This is a genomic window from Nostoc sp., assembly GCF_036917195.1.
Lineage (GTDB): Bacteria > Cyanobacteriota > Cyanobacteriia > Cyanobacteriales > Nostocaceae > Nostoc.
On record NZ_JBALDG010000039.1, the window covers coordinates 51,559 to 68,868 of the forward strand.

Sequence of the window (17,310 nt, forward strand, 5' to 3'; positions counted from 1 at the left end):
TGACAAATTGCTCATTTCTATTATTCTAGAAATATGGATAATAAAGAAACGGCCCGGTATGCAGACATTTTTGCAGCATTGGGGTCGGAGCCTCGGCTGGAAATTATGCGACTGCTATTTGCGGCTTATCCAGACGGGATGACCGTAGGAGAAATTCAAGAAAAGCTAAAAATCCCGAACTCAACGCTATCCCATCATTTGGAGAAGCTACGGATTGAAGAGTTAGTCAATAGCCGAAGAGAGAAGCAATTTCTATGGTACTCAGCAAATGCTAAGACGATGGAGAATTTGCTGTCTTTTTTAACTACAGGGAAAAATAAATGCGATCGCATTATTGAGCCAGTCAACAATATATCAAAACAGGAAGGGTTTATGTTTGAAACATTTTTTGAGTCTATTTTTGATAAACTTTTTGGGTTTATGTCTACCAGATTTCACCTTAGAGGTTTTGAAAGATTTACTCAAACAGCTGTTACAGCCATCTCTATTGCTCAAAATGAATCTCGCCGCTTGGGACACCAATATATTGGTACAGAACAGATTTTGCTGGGATTGCTTGGCGAAGGTAGCAGTTTGGGATCGCAGTTTCTCATCTCTGTGGGGGTAAATTTGGAAAATGCACAGATAGAGGTAGAAAAAATTATTGGCAGAGGTAAAGGTAATACACCTTTAGATATTCCTTTCACACCCAGAGCCAAGCAGGCATTAGAACTATCGGTAGAACAATCTGGGCAACTTGGCGTTAACTATATTGGCACAGAGCATCTGCTGTTAGGTATTCTTTGTGAAGCTGCAATAGGTAGAGGACAGGGAGTAGCAATTAGGGTTCTGCAAAATCTTGGGGTAGACCTGGTTTCATTAGAACAACGACTGCGAAGACCTTTGACTTAAGATGATGAGACGTTTCTACGTATATGGAGACGCGATATTTTACGTCTCTATATACGTAAAATTAATACTAATAATCTTTTAATTTTAGTCCGATCGGACTACCTTACAGAAAAATACATAGTCTCATAGAAATTATGTATTCCTCCGATCGCATGAGGACATAAATCTGTAATCTTGGCACACTAGTAGCGTAGAAGTTAAGAATTTAAAGACTTCTAGAAGTGTCGGAGGTAAATATGAAACGAATTTTTTTGACGGCAGCAGCCATACTCAGCACGCTATCTTTAGCTGCTCCCATTCCCGTCAAAGCAGAAAACTCCGCCCCTATCCGGCGTTTGCTGGAAACTAGAGCATGTTTGGGATGTAATTTAGCAGGTGCAAACCTCAAAGGCGCTCATCTAATAGGTGTTGACCTGAGAAATGCAAATTTAAAAGGAGCTAATCTCGAAGGTGCTAACTTAGAAGGTGCCGATTTAACTGGTGCTAATTTGAAGTCTGCTAATCTCACAAAAGCATTCGTCAGCGATACTATCTTAAATAAAGCCAATCTCACCAACGTTAATTTGAGTAATTCCCGTTTATATAATAGTGACGTAAATGGCGCAGTTTTGGCTAATATTGATTTAAGCGGTGCTAAAGTATTTAATACTGCCATTAGCATTGGTGGTGAATACTAATGATGAGTTATGATTTCAAAGTGATGAGTTAAGAGTTACTATTCAACTCCTAACTCTGTACTTGGTAAGTTTTATTCACCAGTAATTGACAGTTCATTAACCCAGATTTTCGGGCAAACTCCCCCTGGCGTTAACTCTGGCTCTTTTTCTACATAAATAATTGACTTTAAGAGTTCTAAAAAATCGCCAGCAACTGTTGCTGACTCAATACTTGTCTTGACACCCTTATTAACTAGCCAACCATCAAACGGCAAAGAAAAAGAACCTTGCAAGGATTTTACTCCGGCATGGAGAGCTTGTAACTCATCGATAAAAATCACATTTTCAGCCGTTTCTAAGCTCAACTCTTCTTTATGAGTTGCTGTTGTAAAAACGTGATAAAAATTGGGACTAACGCTGACTTTTGCACCAATACTGGCATTACCTGTTGGCTGGGTATTTAGCCTTTTAGCAGTGCCTGAACTGTGGAGAAAGCTTGTTAAAACACCATTTTCAATCAGCGAAATCTGACGAGTAGGAGTTCCTTCACCATCAAAAGTCTCTGCCCCTACGTTAGCTGGGTGAAGTGCATCATCAAAAACCGAAAGTAGAGGAGAAGCTATTTGCTTACCTAAATCATCAGGAGTAGATAGACTTTGATTGTCCAAAATACTTTGAGCATTGAACAAGTTAGAAAAAGCACCCAATAGACTTAAGAAAGCTTCCGGTGAGAAAACAACTCGATATTTACCAGTCTTGATTTTTTCATAGTTCAAATGGCTGATAGTTTTATCGGCAGTTTCTTTAATGCAACCATTGATGTCTAGATTAGCTAAACTTTGGTTGATTCTAAAAGCACCTCCACTACGAGGTTTTTTCCCTTCTTCCTCAGTTTTGCTGTAAAGATAAACTGATGCTAAGGAATGAGATTCAGTTCTCACTGCACCGTCGCTATTTAGATAAAACCTATCAATATCTCTTTGCGATAACCCATTATAAGGCACACCTTTAATTGCTGGATGAGCTGCCAATAATTCTTTTTCAGCTACCAACAATCTTTCTATAAGTTCAGCAACAGGTGCTTGAGGTGTCTTATCCTGAGGTTTATTTGGAATAGTAACAGTGGCTTCGGGACTAAAATCAGGAACATTTTCCTTAACACCAAAGAAACTGGCTTCGTAGGCAGTTTTCAAAGCTAATTCCAGTCCTTTGGGATCTACATCTGTTGTGCTGGTGACACCCATTGTATTCTCTTCATTCCAGACACGAACAGTAACACCAGAGCGATTTGAGGCTTTGACTTGTTTTGGCTCACCTTGGTCTACTTGCACGCTAGTGTCATCTACTGTTGAGCCATAAATGTCAAATTTCTTAATACCAAGCTTCTCAGCATTGTCCTTGGCAGAATTTGCAATCTCATTGATATTCGGCATAGTCAATTTTTAATTTGGGATTTTGTCGCTCCCTGGTTAACATCGGGAGTGTAATACTGGAAGGCTTCTGCCTCTTAGAGAAAATAAGTGGCACCACAAGGAAGGCGTTTCCAGGTGGAACCTGGGAACGAGTTAAACGAGTTGACGAGGTTATCGTCCACCTACGGTAATAGAATCAACCTTGATGTGAGGCTGTCCTACTGTGGTGTAAATACTGCCACTAACAGAGCCACAAAAACCTGGTGCAATTTCCAAATCTTGGGAACACATAGAAATTTTATTCATAATTTCCTTAGCTTCACCAATCAGAATTGCTCCCTTTAGCGGTTTGGTAATTTTGCCATTTTCAATCAAATAAGCTTCATCGACACCAAAATTAAATTGACCTGTAGCACCAACGCTACCACCACCCATCTTTTTACAATAAATACCTTTATCAACAGAGGCAAATAAATCATCAATGTTATATTCACCAGAATCAATATAAGTATTACGCATCCGGCTAGCAGCGGCAAAGGTATAATTTTGGCGGCGTCCACTTCCAGTTCTGGGGTGTCCGGTACGTGCAGAACCTGTTCTATCTGCTAAGAAGTTTTTGAGAACACCTTTTTCAATTAATAGGGTTCTTTGAGCAGGCATACCTTCGTCATCCATGTCAATTGTCCCGAAGGCATTTTCAGAGCGCCCTTCATCCCAGGCCGTCAAACTTTCGTGGGCAATTTTTTCGCCTTTTTTGTCAGCAAAGGGAGTGGTATTGCGTTCAATTTGAGTGGTTTCTAGCAGGTGTCCGCAGGCTTCGTGGAAGATTACGCCGCCAAAGTGATTGGCCATAATAATCGGGTAAGTACCTGATTCCACATAATCTGCGTAGAGCATTTTTCCAGCAGATTCTGCTATTTTCTCAGCGGCTTGTTGAGAATCCCAAGTTCTCAAGAAGTTAGCATCGCTAGTGTTACCAGCGCGATCGCCAATTGAGGTACGATTAGCACCATCAGCACACAATAGGTTAAATCCTACTGATTGGGTAAGACGAATGTCACGGGCAAAAGTACCATCACTGGCAGCAACTAAGACTTCTTGCCAATCCCGGAAATAGCTAGCACGCCGGGATTGGACGTGGCTAGCTTTTTGCTTCAGGTGGGCAGTACCATCAAGGAGGACTTCTCCCATTTCTCGGATGGAGCTACACACTGGTAGCCAGGCATCTTTGCCTCTTTTGGTGGCGTAATCTCTCAATAATTCTAGGTTGATTTCTGGGATGAAAGCTTTAGGAGTAGGTAATTGCAATCCCAAGATAGAAAGACCTTTTTCTAAGGCTGCTTTCAAGCCGGAAAAAGAAAGATCATTAGTGCTGACATAACAGTCAGCTTTACCGCGAAATACTCTGACTCCCGCACCTGTAGACAGACTGGGTGAAATACTGGTGATGGAGTCCTCTTCTGCAAGACAACTAATATAGTTGCGACGCTCTAAAAATAATTCGATGAAGTCAGCGCCAGCGGCGCGTCCTAGTCCCAAGAGGGTAGCCAGGGGGGCTTCCCAGGTTTCATCGAAACGCTCTAGTGTGGAGGAATATTGCAGGGTGGGAAGTTGATTCGAGAGAAGTAGCGTACTTGTAATCATGGGTAGCCTCGTCTGCTGGCGTAATTCAGAGATTTGACTGAAAAATCCTGGTGTGTTCAGTCTAACAAATCAGTGAAAGCCACAGTCGGTAGAAAGGCAGTAGAGGTTTCCTCACCTGGGAAACTCACTCCTCGCTTAAAAGTCAGTGAAATATTATAAGTAACGCCCTTTCTAGAGCGATCGCTATTTTGATGTAACCGCAAATCCCTTAAATCCTCAGTTTCATGCTGTCCATCCTATTGCTAAAAATGCAGCACAGCGATCGCTTAAACAGTTTAATACGCCCAATTCAGATAATTCACGTAACCTTCTGGTTCATTATACTGGCTATGACCTCATCAAATTGGAAATTTGTCCTGTGGATAATAGATTCTTAAACAGGAGCTTTAGAGTTCGAGTAATAGTTTTAATAATTTTCATTTTGCTAGCAGTAGGCTTTTGATCGTATCTCAAAACCATTGGAATTTCTACGATTTTTGGTTTGAGCACTTTGGCTTTCAGCAGTAAATCTATCATGCAAGCAAATCCACTTTCAGTAAATAAACTGTCCCCATAATACATATCCAGTTTACTGACGAAAGTTCGGTTATACAGTCTGTAACCACAAGTATAGTCTCTTACACCTGCTACACGGGCTGCAATTCTAAAAAGCCAGCTGGCTCCGTAACTCATTATCTGTCTAAATGTTGATAAGCCTATGACTTTAGAGCCTTTTCGATATCTAGATGCGATCGCAATATCATAGCTACCAGCTATCATCGTGTCATACATCTTTATTAACAGTTCTGGTGGTTGAGTGTTGTCGCAATCCATAGCAGCTAAAAAATCATCTTCTTTGGAAACTTCTAAGAAAGTTGTGAAACCTGTTTTGATTGCTTGACCTAAACCAGCATTTTTGGAATGTTGGACTAATTTCAGTAATATCCCCAATGATTGAGATTCTTCTAAAGCAGTTTGAGCAGTTGCATCACTACTGCCATCGTCAACAAGAATCAGTCGGATCTCCATATTAGAGATTTGCTGCAATATCTGAAACTTTTTGAACAAGGGGCGAATTGATTCTTGCTCGTTATATGCGGGTAAAAGAACAAAAAGACTCATAAAGACCTCGTGTGATTTAGAAAAGAAAATATCATTACTCAAATTTCAAGAATTCAGTAATGTTGATTTTTTGAGAAAATCATCAACTTGTCGCACAACTGCGTTATTGTTGACACTATCATTGACCAACTGTGAGGTATTGACGACGAAAAAATCATCGTTTTCAGTACTCACTTTTGGAACAAGGCTTGAATAATTTAAAACTTGTAGTGGCTGTACTTTAATAGCTCGATTAATGTGTGCTGCTACAATGTCATCTGCTTTGAGTTCCGGGAACATCAAACGTATACCCTGGAAAAATACTTGACGCAATTCATCATCTGGCTGTTTTAATAACGCGTCAGTGGAAAGTATATATTTTGGTAGGAATGTCATGTGATATCCTGCTGTCTCTTGCAAAGAAACTAAGTTACTCATACCGATAACTCCAGTAAAGGGAACATTTCTATCGGCAATATTTACCACGTAATAAGGAACTAGAGCCTTGCGAGTAATCAGTACCATGCAGATTACACCCAGGTATTCTACTGTTTCGCCAGTGTCTGAAACTTTCACCAGTTCATTGGCAGCAACCTGTTGCAGAATATTAACTGGGCCAGTAAAAATGACTTTATCAAAATGTTCCTTTTTACCCTGAGATTCTACCCACATTCCACCCCCTGGATGAGGTGCGATATATTCTACCGCAACACCTGTATGGATATGACCTCCAGCCGCGTAAATTAATTTTTCTATATGGTCAAAAACAGTTTTATAACCACCTGAGACATAACCAAGTTGTTCTTTATTTAATGATGAATCCCGCGCTGAAAATAGTCGTTTGATATAAGCCCAGATAAAAACTGCTGATATTCGTTTATAGTTCTCTCCTAATTTGGATAGAAGCAAGGGTTTCCAGAGCTTTTCGTATGTGCTTTTACCACCAAGTTTCAATAGCCAATCTTTGACTAAAATCTTCTCTAAGCGCCGCCAATTATTAAGGCGTGAACCATACAGGAGAGTGAAAGCTAATCTGATTTTACCTATAAGTCCAAACAGAGGAAAGCGCAGAAATTCTATATTGTTACTAATAGAATAAAATTTTTGATTGTCATAGAAACCTGTTAAACTTCGATGCCAACGCAGTTTATCTCCAAGACCAATATCTCTGAGAAAATTTATTAAGTGAGTATCAGAAGGTAGGATAACGTGATAAAAACGATCCCAGGTAAACAACCCATAATCATGATAGGTGGTAAGTCCACCAAGCTGCTTGCTGCTATCGAAGACAGTGACAGTATGTCCTTGATGTGAAAGACGTTGGGCTAATACTAGCCCAGTTATACCCCCGCCAATAATGCCTATATTCATAAATTTAGATTTTTGTAAGAATGTTTTTGAGATTTATCTTCAGAGGTTTTTAATATTAATAACCTGAGTGTTTGTATATTGAGCTATTAATTTACAACAAGAATTACACCAGTTATGATAATAGAAATTCCTAACCACTGGCTAAACACAACCTGCTCTTTTAGGAGATAGTGAGAAGCAATCGGTATAAGTGCATACATTAATCCTAGAACTGGAAATGCTTGACTCAGAGGAATTGTCCGCAATACATAAAGCCACAATATAATCATAAATGTATAGCAGATAAACCAAATCAAAAAATAACGAGAGAATAACACATTTCGGATAGATGTGCTTTCTCCTTTAGTAGAGCTAGAAATGTAAAGTCCATATTTTAGTGATAGGTTAGCTGTTGTTCCTAATACAACAACAAGCATTAAAAGTAGCCAAATAACTATGTTCATTTGTCGATACTTGTTAGAAAATTAACTATAAATTTATATAGACTTTTTAAGTGGAATAGCCACTAAAAGAACACCTAAAAAAATAGTGATTACTCCTGCTATTCGAGTTAGTGTAATCACCTCATCAAAAAAATAATATGACCCTAAAAGTATACCTACATAATTTAAACTAGTCAGTGGATAAGCAATACTCAATTTTACAGAGCGCAGAGCCAATATCCAATTTACTATTCCTAAGCAATAAACACTAACAGCTAATGCTAATTGTTCCAGAAATACCCAAGTAAATAGTCCCTGATTTGTCTGGCTCATGGTATGCTTCATCAGCAATTGCCCAGAAATACTAAATAAAATACTGATCAACAGGATGATATAAGGAATTATTTTAAAGTTTGAAATTTGCGAGATAGATTTCATCGTACATTTGTCTCAATCGAGATAAGAGGTATGAAGCGGACAGTAAACAACCCATCGTTTTGAACGTTTCGGATTTCGGCCACACCTTCTGTGCAATTCGATTTCCACTTCAGTAAATAGACAACAAAATTAGGAAGGCTATGTTACAGGGACTGATATCAAAATTACCGTTGAAGCTCATGTCCTAGAGTTAGCAACTAAATACTATGCATCTTGCAGGATGGTTGCTGTATTATGACAGCATCCTATATAATCAAAGTAGAGCACGCTAAATTAGTTTACTAGGTTATACTCCCAGATAAACCAGTTTTATTGCTTGGCAATTGGCACAATCAATTTAGGCTTTGCCCAACTGTGAATTGGAGAAATCTTCCGTATCAAGCAGTTATGCTTTAAGACTACTTTTGGTGCGATCGCAATATCTACTTCATAGTGGATGCAGACATAGGGAAGATTGAAGGCTTTGCCACAAATTTGTGGACAAAGTTTAGCAACGCGCGACGCTGAGTAGCCCGTCGTAGACATCACTTATGCTGAATTTTGATTCGACCCGCATGTTTACTAGATGGAGCTAAGGGAATAAAAATAGATTACCAGAATTTTTGATTAATCCATTCATTAACTTTCATCAGTTGTATGCTACTGATACACCATAGAATTTCTCCAGGCTCACAGACATATCTGTAACCTCGGCTGGAAACTAAGCCGATTAATAAAAATTTGTACTCAAATTGAGTGTGTATACGTACTCTTATTGTGCATAATCACACAAAATGAACAGAAGTCTGCTTGGCTGCGTAAATCAAAGACAGATGAATCAGTCTACGTAATCCGCTTTACAGGTTTCTGGGGAATTTTACTGAATATGCAAATGGAGTTTTTAACGATACTAACGGCTAATGTAAACTAGCCTTTGATTATTAACTCGCAGCTTGCGTTGATTTAAGCGGATTTGAGATGTTTTTACATTATTTAGTATTAGGCTTAATTGTTCTTAATTTTAATTATACGTAATTTTAACTAGAGGTTTATCTCAAATTTATTTTTACATATAATTACTTACTAGAATACCACGAGAAAAGGGTGTTGCAAATTTATCGTCATACTTCATCAAAAATTCATTTCCCGAAAATATACTTAAACAAAAACTTCATCAAATCGAAATTAAATCTAAACTTTCCTGTAGATGAATTTTTCTTTTTAAGGATTTGTACATTTATGCAGCCGTTTCTGGATAATCAACTTGCAAAAGTAGCGATTTAGTATCAGACCCTAGAAGTGCAAAGCTAAGAGTTTGAGAAAGCAGAATTGAAACTTGGACAACAATACAAGTAATAGTTTTTCGTATTACATAAATACATCTATTACAGCAAAAATTGCAGTTGTTAACCGAGAGTCTGAATCGTTTTCTATTTATCCACGAAAATCATCAAATTCAGATATCTCAGACAAAACTTAGTTGAGAGTTAATTCAGAGTTTCAGTAAGTCGGAAGACCCTATTTCTAAATCCTAGTATCAAACTTTCTTTGATCCTAAAATTGATTGTAAGTATACTTTCAAAACTTGCTGTCGCTTTACACATGGAAAACCCAGTAAGAATTAACTTAACCATAACGTTTATGTGCTAAACTAGAAGATTAAACTTGCCATTATTAAAAAATATTCTATTTAAAAAGATAAGTCTAAAGTGGTCAAGGCTATACTCACGCAGGATAATTTCTAATCAAAAAATTACCAATCTCCGTTTTTAAGCACATTAGTAGGTTAACTGTCTGATAATTTCCAGTAGTTTAAAGTTAAGAAAAAATTAGTTCGTGGTAGCTAGTATTAGTTAATTTCTCTAGGTTGTTTTCTTGTAGCTTCAGTTTGTTTGGACTCATTTTCCTGCAAAAGTCTGTTAGTAATGATTAAGACAATGATTAACAATCCAAACTGAATCTGCCAGGGTGCTAATACTAAACTTAAAATAAAGCTAATCGCTGCAAATACACCTGCAAGATATGCAATTTCATCAGTACTCTTTTTAAAGAAGTAGCCAGTGGCTAAAGCAGTACACAGTGGTATCAAGAAAGACAAAGGCATCTTACTAACCTCTGAACTAAAAATTGTTGTACTTATAAAACAAATTGAAATTGTTTTTGGAATTGGGGTTAATTTTACATCCAATCAGGTTTTAGCTACAACAGTCGCTCGAAATAAATATTATAGAAAGTCAAGATTAGGCAAGGTCGTATATTACACCAATTTGAATAATCATTCCGACAGATGAACCACCCAAAACCTTAGTGAATAACTCTTTCATTTGTGGTCAATGCTGGGTGTAGCAAGCTTTAAGAGTAGGGGTGGCTACGCCCAGCAAGCTTTAAGGGACTGACAAAAAATAAATTATCCAAAATTATTTGTACATTTGTAGGGGATCTTGGCCAAGATCCCCTACGATGGGATGTTTTTTTAACTGGAAGTCCCTAAGTGTAAGAGTGCAGAATAGACGGTGACGTTTTTTATGCCGCTTTCCCGACTCAGCAGAGTTGCGCTATGGTATACAAACTCTCGTTTAACTACGCGGATTGATCAGGTTTAAAACTTGCGTAGGTGGGTTTTGTCTATTTCACCAATTATCCTGTTATGAGTAATCATCTGGTAAATTAGCTTAAAACTTTGGCCTTGCGCCAGGATAAGGATCTAGCATATTACCTTTAGAAGTAGCATTTTCATTTTTTCATTTTAGACACCTAATGCTGAACATTCCTCAACTACTGGCAACTGAAATAAACCTCAAACCTCATCAGGTGCAAAACGCGCTGGAACTTTTGGCTGAGGGTGCAACAATTCCCTTTATTGCACGTTACCGTAAAGAGCGCACTGATGAGATGAATGAAGTGCAACTACGTGAATTGGCTGATCGATATACTTATTTAACAGAACTGGAAGAACGAAAATCGGTGATTTTAAGTGCGATCGCCCAACAAGCTAAACTTACAGATGAACTCAAAGCTAAAATCTCATCCTGCTTACAAAAAACTGAACTTGAGGATTTATACTTACCCTATCGACCAAAGCGACGCACCCGCGCCACCATCGCCAGAGAAAAAGGACTCGAACTACTGGCGGAATTTATCAAGTCGCTAAATGTGAAAAATGCTGCAACGGCTTCACTGGAAGAAGAAGCGGCTAAGTATATTTCTGAAAGCAAGGGAGTAAAAACAGTAGAAGAGGCGCTCAAAGGTGCTGCTGATATTTTAGCGGAAGAAGTGGCTGAAAAAGCGGAATTACGGGCATATATCCGCAATTATCTTTTAGAAGAAGGGGTATTCGTCTCCCGCATTAAAGATGATTATCCCGAAGGTACAACCAAATTTGAGATGTACCGTAACTATCAAATTAGGGTAAAAAATATTGCACCCCACAATATGCTGGCGTTGTGTCGAGGTGAAACGGAAAAAATATTAAGCTTTGAAATTGCTTTTGATGAAGATACGGTACTTTACTATCTTGAGTCGAAAGAAATTAAAACCAAAGTTCGGACAATTCGGGATTTTTATCAGGCGATGTTGAAAGATGCATTTAACCGTTTGATGAAAGTCTCTCTAATGGGAGAGGTAATTTCTGAGAAAAAAGTTTATGCAGATATAGAATCAATTAAGACATTTGAAACTAATCTGCGGGAGTTGCTGCTGTCTGCACCAGCAGGGATGAAACCAACATTGGCGATAGATCCTGGATTTAGAACTGGGTGTAAAGTTGCAGTCCTCGACCAAACAGGGAAATTTTTGGAATATCAAGCGGTTTTTCCCTACCAAGCGGCTGAACAACGACTCAAAGCTGCACAAATTGTCAAAAATCTAATTGAAAAGTACAAAATTGAATTAATCGCCATCGGTAACGGTACAGCGTCCCGCGAGACAGAGGAGTTTGTGACGCAAGTATTACAAACTATAGAACGCAAACCAGTTAAGGTGATGGTGAATGAGTCTGGCGCATCTATATATTCTGCAAGTACTGTAGCGTTGGAAGAGTTTCCCGATTTAGATATTACCGTGCGCGGTGCCATTAGCATCGGTCGCCGTTTACAAGATCCCTTAGCGGAACTTGTGAAAATTGATCCCAAATCCATTGGTGTGGGACAATATCAGCACGATGTCGATCAGAAGTTATTGAAGAAGAAATTGGATGACACTATAGAAAGTTGCGTTAACTACGTCGGCGTAGACTTGAACACTGCCTCCAAAGAACTTCTGACTTCCGTCTCTGGGATTACGGCAACAGTTGCCAATAATATTGTCGCCCAGCGCAACCAGCATGGAGCCTTTAAAAATCGCCGACAACTTTTGAAAGTTCCGAAACTGGGGCCAAAGGCCTATGAACAAGCTGCGGGTTTTCTGCGGATTCGCGGCGGTGACAACCCATTAGATAATACAGCAGTGCATCCAGAAAGTTATTTTGTAGTAGAAGCGATCGCATCTGATCTAAATGTGCCATTAAATCAGGTCACACAAATTGCCGAAAAACTCAAAAAGACCAACCTAAAGAAATACGTTAGCGATAGCGTTGGCGAACCTACACTGCGCGACATCCTCAGCGAACTAGAAAAACCCGGTAGAGATCCTCGTGCAGAGTTTAAGTATGCCACCTTCAAAGAAGGAATTAAGGAAATTAATGACTTAAAGGTGGGAATGGAACTAGAGGGAATCATCACGAACGTCGCCAACTTCGGCGCGTTTGTCGATATCGGCGTACATCAAGATGGCTTGGTGCATATATCCCAACTTGCTGATCGATTTATAGACGATCCCAACAAAGTTGTCAAAGTTGGACAAGTAGTCAAAGTGCAGGTGTTAGAAATCAACGAGAAACTCAAGCGGATTAGTTTGTCGATAAAAGCAGTTAAACAATAATTAGAAACAGCAGATGGTAGTTTATCAAGTTCGATTCATCAATCCTACACTTGGGTTAGATTGCACCATTCAAGTACCAGATGATCAATATATTCTGGATATTGCAGAAGATGCTGGTATCCGCCTACCATCTGGATGTAAGCAAGGTGAATGTTCTGCCTGTGTCGCCAAACTGATTAGCGGTGAAGTTGATCAAAGTGAGCAAAAATTTCTGCGCCCAACTGAAATACAGGCTGGTTATGTTGTTACTTGTGTAACTTACCCCTTGTCTAATTGCACTTTAGAAACCCATCAAGAACAAATCTTGTATAAATCAGCCCTTTACTATAAGCCTGAGTTTGGAAAATCTGAGTGATTGTTACCCAATGACATTAAATTAATCTTAAATTTTAAGGATGCTTTAAATTTGTTTAACACATCCTTAAAAACAAGGTATCACAGCACTTTTAAGTTTTGCATATGTTTTGCATCTATACAATAACCGCTAGATTTCATAAATTATCGGCCTAACGGTAGAAGAAAATTCTATCTTGCAAGAGAGGTTCAAACCTAGCACATAGTTAAAGATGAGATAAGAAGTTACAAAAAATCTTTAGTGATTAGGTAAGAAAAATGTTAACACCATTATTAACCGCACTAGCTACAGCTTTGAGCCTGTTGATTGTTGATTTAGTTGTTCCAGGCGTTAATATTGCTAATTTCCCCGCAGCTTTGATTGCCGCTTTAATAATTGGTCTGATTAACGGTTCAGTTAAACCAGTTCTGTCTACTCTTTCTTTACCACTTAACTTTCTATCATTTGGAGCTTTTTCGCTCATCGTCAACGGTTTTTGTTTCTGGTTAGCAGCAGTGCTAGTTCCTGGGTTCGGAGTTCGTGGGATTATTGGTTTCCTTCTTGGGCCAGTAATTCTAACTTTTGCTAACACCTTCATTAACAACTACTTTGTTGAAAAAAATCTTTTAGCCAGCAGTGGTGATGTAAAAAGCCAAGGTGAATTACCTTCTAGATAAATATTAGAGGGAGTAGAAATACAAATTTCATCGCGTCTCTACTCCAAAGAAAATATCCGAAGGTGGATTTCCTAATTCGGCATTTTCAAAAGAATGTAACTAAACAAAATCACAAAGTTGTAATATCATGAAATTAGTTCGTTTTCTTCTTGGTTTGTTAGTGCCTCCTTTAGGCGTTTTCCTGACAGTTGGAGTTGGCCCAACCTTGATTATTAACATTGTGCTTACAGTTTTAGGTTGGCTACCCGGTAGTATTCATGCAATTTGGGTGATTGCCAAGCATGAAGAACAAGTTAATCAAGAGGGACGTATTTACTAATACGCAAGATTAATTTTAATAAATCTTAAGTAAGGTGCGTTATTGCTTTAGCCTAACGCACCATTTTACTATGAAAATTAGAATTTATAAGCTATTCCAAATTTAACTTGCATAATTAGGGTGGGCATCTTCCACACCTGATAAGAGTTTAATTTAATTCAAGCAATTTAGATATTTTTTAGCTTATCAAATGGTGCATTATGCCAAAGGCTAACGCACTCTACGAAAACTGAGTCTTTAATAATTATACAAATACGTTGGTAGGGGCACGGCAATGCCGTGCCCCTACGAAAAATCTATATGTATCAGGGTTTTTGTGAAAAAGCAGTCTAGTCTATTTATGAATAGTATCCCGTTCTTTATCAGCAGGTTGCTTCTCTTTGAACAAGTCAGCCGCCGTTAAGAGTAACTGCCTCAACGTTTGTTTGATTTGACGCTCTTTTCTCGCTAAAGATGTACCAGCTTCACCTAATTGCTCTTCTAGCTGCGATCGCTTTTGTTCTACCTGTACAGCCATAGATTCTGCTTGAGGACGAGCTTTATCATACCAATGTTTAGCCTCGTCTAGATAATCTTGAACCTCCATAGAACGTCCGCCATAGCGTGCAGCTAAATTCGCTCGAACAATCGCTAGCTGCGCTTGCAGTTGCGCGTAACGCTTCTTTAACAATCCTACTTCTTCACTATCTTTAATAGCATTAACAGCAGAATCAATTGCAGTTTTGGTAGTAGCAGGTTCTTGCTTACCCGTATCTTCAATCTCTGCCAAAATTACATCAATCTCTTGCTGTAGTTCTTCTTCTTCACCATCCAGTTGAGCCTGTAACCGATTGATATCTGTCTGAGTTTGAGCTATGCTTTCGTGTCTTTTGCTATTAATTCCTTCCAGCGCTCCTTCAATGGAAGCTGTCACTTCATCTTTGAGTTCGCTACCTTTTTCTTGGAAGTTTTCTATTACAGCAGAAACTGCATCTCTAACAAGGCTACGAAGCTCAGTAGAACCTTGTTTAAACTCAGAACCTACTTGAGAAACTGCGGATTTGACAATTTCTCGAATCCGCTCAGTTCTTAATTGCCCGGTTTCTTTAGCTTGTTGCAGGTCTGCTTGAATTTGTTGTTTGATATTGTTAGGCATTTTCAACTCTTGGGATTTAACTAATTTGGATAAAATTTTCTAGATGTGTTGCCACATCCATATTATGGCGTAGGCTAATATAGCTAGGCACTTCCTTTAGATAGAAAATAACAGCCCTTAAGAGATGATGTGTAGCATGTTGACCATTTGTGAGATGATGAATATTTGTTGGTAGTAATTGGGAGTAAAATATGTGGCGAGTAAACATTACTTGTTCAGGGGATGCTTGGAAGCTTTATGGTACTGAATTTAAAGCGATCGCCCAGAAATATCAAGGTGAATTGATTGGTTCTAAAAAAATGCCAGATGGTACGCGCATTATGTCTTATAAAATTGAGGATGTTAGTGATGCAGAAGCCTTTCAAGAAGATTGTGCAAATTTTGCGGGATTTACAACTGACTTTGAATCCCTATAGTATTGGTTCTGACACTTATACCTGCAACCAGTATGTCAAAATAGGGAGAAGTTAATTGAAAAAATTACTCACATTAGTATTCGTAACGTTTTTGTTATTAATCAGTACTTTTACTTTGTCTGTTAGTGCAGCAGATACAGTTAAGGGTGAACAAATATTTAGTGTTGAATGTGCTGGTTGTCATATCAACGGCGGTAACGTAGTTAGGCGAGGTAAAAATCTCAAAAAGCAAGCTCTGAAAAAGTATGGTATGGATTCAATAGAGGCAGTTACATCTATAGTAACCAATGGTAAAAATAATATGTCAGCCTATAAAGAGCGTCTCACTGAACAGCAAATTCAAGACGTTGCTGCTTACGTTCTCGAACAAGCTGAAAAAGGCTGGCGTTAAAAAGTTAGGAGTTAGGAGTTAAGACTTTAGTAGTTATTAACTCTAGCAGTCTTAAATCATTCATAATAAAGTAGAAAAGTTAAAAAGGCTGTAAAAACCTACTTGTCAACTCACTAATTATTAACTTTTCTCACTTTTAACTCCTAACTTGTCACTTCCAACTTCTCACTCCTGACTTGAAAATGAACTTACCCGCAGCTAGCCGTCTCCAATTCACTCCCGATTTGAACATCTGCCGCATATTAAATGGTATGTGGCAAGTCTCTGGCGGACACGGACAGATAAATCCCCAAGCCGCTATTGAGACTATGTTCAAATATTTAGATGCAGGCTTTACCACTTGGGATTTAGCAGACCATTATGGCCCCGCTGAAGACTTTATTGGTGAGTTTCGCTGTGAACTAATTGATACTCGTGGGAAAGATGCTTTATCTCAGGTGCAAGCTTTTACAAAATGGGTGCCTCGTCCAGGCAAAATGACGAAAAAACTGGTTGAGGAAAATATTGATATTTCCCTGCGAAGGATGAATGTGGAATCGTTAGATTTGATGCAATTCCACTGGTGGGAATATCAAGATAAAAATTACCTGGATGCCCTCAAATATATGGCAGAACTTCAGACTGAGGGTAAAATTAAGCATCTAGGTTTAACTAATTTTGACACGGAAAACTTGAAGATTATTACCGAAGCGGGCATCAAAATCGTTTCTAACCAAGTACAATTTTCGCTTGTTGACCGCCGTCCTGAAGTTAATATGGTGGAGTTTTGTCAACAGCATGACATAAAGCTTTTTACTTACGGTACACTGTGCGGCGGTTTATTATCAGAAAACTATTTGGGTAAATCGGAACCGCGAGGATTTGATTTGTCTACTGCTAGTTTGAAAAAATATAAAAACATGATCGATGCTTGGGGTGGTTGGCAATTATTTCAAGAGTTGCTGGCTATCCTGAAGGAAATTGCTAATAAGCATGGGGTCAGTATCTCCAATGTAGCAGCACGTTACATTTTAGATCAGCCAACTGTGGGAGGTGTGATCGTTGGTGCCAGACTTGGTGTATCTGAACATATAGAAGATAACGCCAAAGTATTTAGTTTTAGTCTAGATGCTGACGATCGCGATCGCATCAATGCAGTATCTCGCCAATCACGCGATTTGTACCAGCTAATCGGCGATTGCGGCGACGAATATCGGCGATAATTTCAGGAATTGGGTGATAATACGGT

General features: G+C 38.7%; 18 protein-coding genes and 1 pseudogene. 10 read left to right on the forward strand and 9 right to left on the reverse strand.

Features of this window, described 5'->3' with window-relative positions; genetic code table 11:
• Positions 1-33 precede the first annotated feature (33 nt).
• The 3 genes and pseudogenes from V7K40_RS13690 to V7K40_RS13700 all read left to right on the forward strand — a co-directional run.
• Positions 34-279 (forward strand): annotated as a pseudogene (locus V7K40_RS13690) (metalloregulator ArsR/SmtB family transcription factor); the annotation flags it as partial.
• 141 nt (positions 280-420) lie between these two features.
• Positions 421-891 carry a Clp protease N-terminal domain-containing protein gene (locus V7K40_RS13695; RefSeq protein WP_334960618.1) on the forward strand — a complete coding sequence of 157 codons (471 nt, stop codon included), beginning with the start codon at positions 421-423 and terminating at the stop codon, positions 889-891.
• A gap of 236 nt (positions 892-1,127) precedes the next feature.
• The gene (locus V7K40_RS13700; protein WP_334960383.1) at positions 1,128-1,568 is read left to right on the forward strand and encodes a pentapeptide repeat-containing protein; all 441 of its coding nucleotides are present in this window, start codon (positions 1,128-1,130) and stop codon (positions 1,566-1,568) included.
• A 71-nt stretch (positions 1,569-1,639) separates the two neighbouring features.
• On the opposite strand, the gene V7K40_RS13705 is transcribed toward V7K40_RS13700, so the two are convergent.
• From V7K40_RS13705 to V7K40_RS13740, 8 genes are all read right to left on the reverse strand, one after another.
• Complete coding sequence (locus V7K40_RS13705) at positions 1,640-2,980, reverse strand: TldD/PmbA family protein (RefSeq protein ID WP_334960385.1); 1,341 nt, start codon at positions 2,978-2,980, stop codon at positions 1,640-1,642.
• 150 nt (positions 2,981-3,130) lie between these two features.
• The gene (locus V7K40_RS13710; RefSeq protein ID WP_334960388.1) at positions 3,131-4,603 is read right to left on the reverse strand and encodes a TldD/PmbA family protein; all 1,473 of its coding nucleotides are present in this window, start codon (positions 4,601-4,603) and stop codon (positions 3,131-3,133) included.
• Between the two features lie 327 nt (positions 4,604-4,930).
• A complete protein-coding gene (locus V7K40_RS13715) occupies positions 4,931-5,746 on the reverse strand; it encodes a glycosyltransferase family 2 protein (protein WP_334960390.1) in 816 nt (271 codons plus the stop codon).
• 3 nt (positions 5,747-5,749) lie between these two features.
• On the reverse strand, positions 5,750-7,054 hold the full coding sequence (locus V7K40_RS13720) for an NAD(P)/FAD-dependent oxidoreductase (RefSeq protein WP_334960392.1): 1,305 nt from the start codon (positions 7,052-7,054) through the stop codon (positions 5,750-5,752).
• An 86-nt stretch (positions 7,055-7,140) separates the two neighbouring features.
• Positions 7,141-7,470, reverse strand: a complete 330-nt coding sequence (locus tag V7K40_RS13725) for an EamA family transporter (RefSeq protein ID WP_334960394.1) — start codon at positions 7,468-7,470, stop codon at positions 7,141-7,143.
• A 60-nt stretch (positions 7,471-7,530) separates the two neighbouring features.
• Positions 7,531-7,914: an EamA family transporter gene (locus V7K40_RS13730; protein WP_334960396.1), complete on the reverse strand. Its 384-nt coding sequence runs from the start codon at positions 7,912-7,914 to the stop codon at positions 7,531-7,533.
• Between the two features lie 309 nt (positions 7,915-8,223).
• Positions 8,224-8,439 (reverse strand): hypothetical protein, encoded by a 216-nt coding sequence (locus V7K40_RS13735; RefSeq protein ID WP_334960398.1) that lies wholly within the window; start codon positions 8,437-8,439, stop codon positions 8,224-8,226.
• A gap of 1,303 nt (positions 8,440-9,742) precedes the next feature.
• Positions 9,743-10,081, reverse strand: a complete 339-nt coding sequence (locus V7K40_RS13740; RefSeq protein ID WP_334960400.1) for a hypothetical protein — start codon at positions 10,079-10,081, stop codon at positions 9,743-9,745.
• 569 nt (positions 10,082-10,650) lie between these two features.
• Between V7K40_RS13740 and V7K40_RS13745 the strand changes: the two genes are divergently transcribed.
• The 4 genes from V7K40_RS13745 to V7K40_RS13760 all read left to right on the forward strand — a co-directional run bounded on the left by V7K40_RS13745 (position 10,651) and on the right by V7K40_RS13760 (position 14,140).
• Positions 10,651-12,810 carry a Tex family protein gene (locus V7K40_RS13745; RefSeq protein WP_334960402.1) on the forward strand — a complete coding sequence of 720 codons (2,160 nt, stop codon included), beginning with the start codon at positions 10,651-10,653 and terminating at the stop codon, positions 12,808-12,810.
• 13 nt (positions 12,811-12,823) lie between these two features.
• The gene (locus V7K40_RS13750; protein WP_334960404.1) at positions 12,824-13,165 is read left to right on the forward strand and encodes a 2Fe-2S iron-sulfur cluster-binding protein; all 342 of its coding nucleotides are present in this window, start codon (positions 12,824-12,826) and stop codon (positions 13,163-13,165) included.
• Positions 13,166-13,422: 257 nt separating this feature from the next.
• A complete protein-coding gene (locus tag V7K40_RS13755; protein ID WP_298904809.1) occupies positions 13,423-13,821 on the forward strand; it encodes a phage holin family protein in 399 nt (132 codons plus the stop codon).
• Positions 13,822-13,948: 127 nt separating this feature from the next.
• The gene (locus V7K40_RS13760; RefSeq protein WP_334960407.1) at positions 13,949-14,140 is read left to right on the forward strand and encodes a YqaE/Pmp3 family membrane protein; all 192 of its coding nucleotides are present in this window, start codon (positions 13,949-13,951) and stop codon (positions 14,138-14,140) included.
• Between the two features lie 334 nt (positions 14,141-14,474).
• On the opposite strand, the gene V7K40_RS13765 is transcribed toward V7K40_RS13760, so the two are convergent.
• On the reverse strand, positions 14,475-15,275 hold the full coding sequence (locus V7K40_RS13765; RefSeq protein ID WP_334960409.1) for a histidine kinase: 801 nt from the start codon (positions 15,273-15,275) through the stop codon (positions 14,475-14,477).
• A gap of 191 nt (positions 15,276-15,466) precedes the next feature.
• Between V7K40_RS13765 and V7K40_RS13770 the strand changes: the two genes are divergently transcribed.
• The 3 genes from V7K40_RS13770 (at position 15,467) to V7K40_RS13780 (ending at position 17,284) form a co-directional block, all read left to right on the forward strand.
• On the forward strand, positions 15,467-15,691 hold the full coding sequence (locus V7K40_RS13770; RefSeq protein WP_273766817.1) for a hypothetical protein: 225 nt from the start codon (positions 15,467-15,469) through the stop codon (positions 15,689-15,691).
• A 55-nt stretch (positions 15,692-15,746) separates the two neighbouring features.
• The gene (locus V7K40_RS13775; protein ID WP_334960411.1) at positions 15,747-16,082 is read left to right on the forward strand and encodes a c-type cytochrome; all 336 of its coding nucleotides are present in this window, start codon (positions 15,747-15,749) and stop codon (positions 16,080-16,082) included.
• Positions 16,083-16,264: 182 nt separating this feature from the next.
• A complete protein-coding gene (locus V7K40_RS13780; RefSeq protein WP_334960413.1) occupies positions 16,265-17,284 on the forward strand; it encodes an aldo/keto reductase in 1,020 nt (339 codons plus the stop codon).
• Positions 17,285-17,310: the final 26 nt, after the last annotated feature.

What these genes read in the sequence shown, in the direction of transcription:
- V7K40_RS13765 (WP_334960409.1), bottom strand. Translation starts at nt 15,275, where the DNA reads ATGCCTAACAATATCAAACAACAAATTCAAGCAGACCTGCAACAAGCT.
- V7K40_RS13695 (WP_334960618.1), top strand. Translation starts at nt 421, where the DNA reads ATGTCTACCAGATTTCACCTTAGAGGTTTTGAAAGATTTACTCAAACA.
- V7K40_RS13745 (WP_334960402.1), top strand. Translation starts at nt 10,651, where the DNA reads ATGCTGAACATTCCTCAACTACTGGCAACTGAAATAAACCTCAAACCT.
- V7K40_RS13760 (WP_334960407.1), top strand. Translation starts at nt 13,949, where the DNA reads ATGAAATTAGTTCGTTTTCTTCTTGGTTTGTTAGTGCCTCCTTTAGGC.
- V7K40_RS13705 (WP_334960385.1), bottom strand. Translation starts at nt 2,980, where the DNA reads ATGCCGAATATCAATGAGATTGCAAATTCTGCCAAGGACAATGCTGAG.
- V7K40_RS13700 (WP_334960383.1), top strand. Translation starts at nt 1,128, where the DNA reads ATGAAACGAATTTTTTTGACGGCAGCAGCCATACTCAGCACGCTATCT.
- V7K40_RS13780 (WP_334960413.1), top strand. Translation starts at nt 16,265, where the DNA reads ATGAACTTACCCGCAGCTAGCCGTCTCCAATTCACTCCCGATTTGAAC.
- V7K40_RS13735 (WP_334960398.1), bottom strand. Translation starts at nt 8,439, where the DNA reads ATGTCTACGACGGGCTACTCAGCGTCGCGCGTTGCTAAACTTTGTCCA.
- V7K40_RS13750 (WP_334960404.1), top strand. Translation starts at nt 12,824, where the DNA reads ATGGTAGTTTATCAAGTTCGATTCATCAATCCTACACTTGGGTTAGAT.
- V7K40_RS13725 (WP_334960394.1), bottom strand. Translation starts at nt 7,470, where the DNA reads ATGCTTGTTGTTGTATTAGGAACAACAGCTAACCTATCACTAAAATAT.
- V7K40_RS13755 (WP_298904809.1), top strand. Translation starts at nt 13,423, where the DNA reads ATGTTAACACCATTATTAACCGCACTAGCTACAGCTTTGAGCCTGTTG.
- V7K40_RS13730 (WP_334960396.1), bottom strand. Translation starts at nt 7,914, where the DNA reads ATGAAATCTATCTCGCAAATTTCAAACTTTAAAATAATTCCTTATATC.
- V7K40_RS13770 (WP_273766817.1), top strand. Translation starts at nt 15,467, where the DNA reads ATGTGGCGAGTAAACATTACTTGTTCAGGGGATGCTTGGAAGCTTTAT.
- V7K40_RS13720 (WP_334960392.1), bottom strand. Translation starts at nt 7,054, where the DNA reads ATGAATATAGGCATTATTGGCGGGGGTATAACTGGGCTAGTATTAGCC.
- V7K40_RS13710 (WP_334960388.1), bottom strand. Translation starts at nt 4,603, where the DNA reads ATGATTACAAGTACGCTACTTCTCTCGAATCAACTTCCCACCCTGCAA.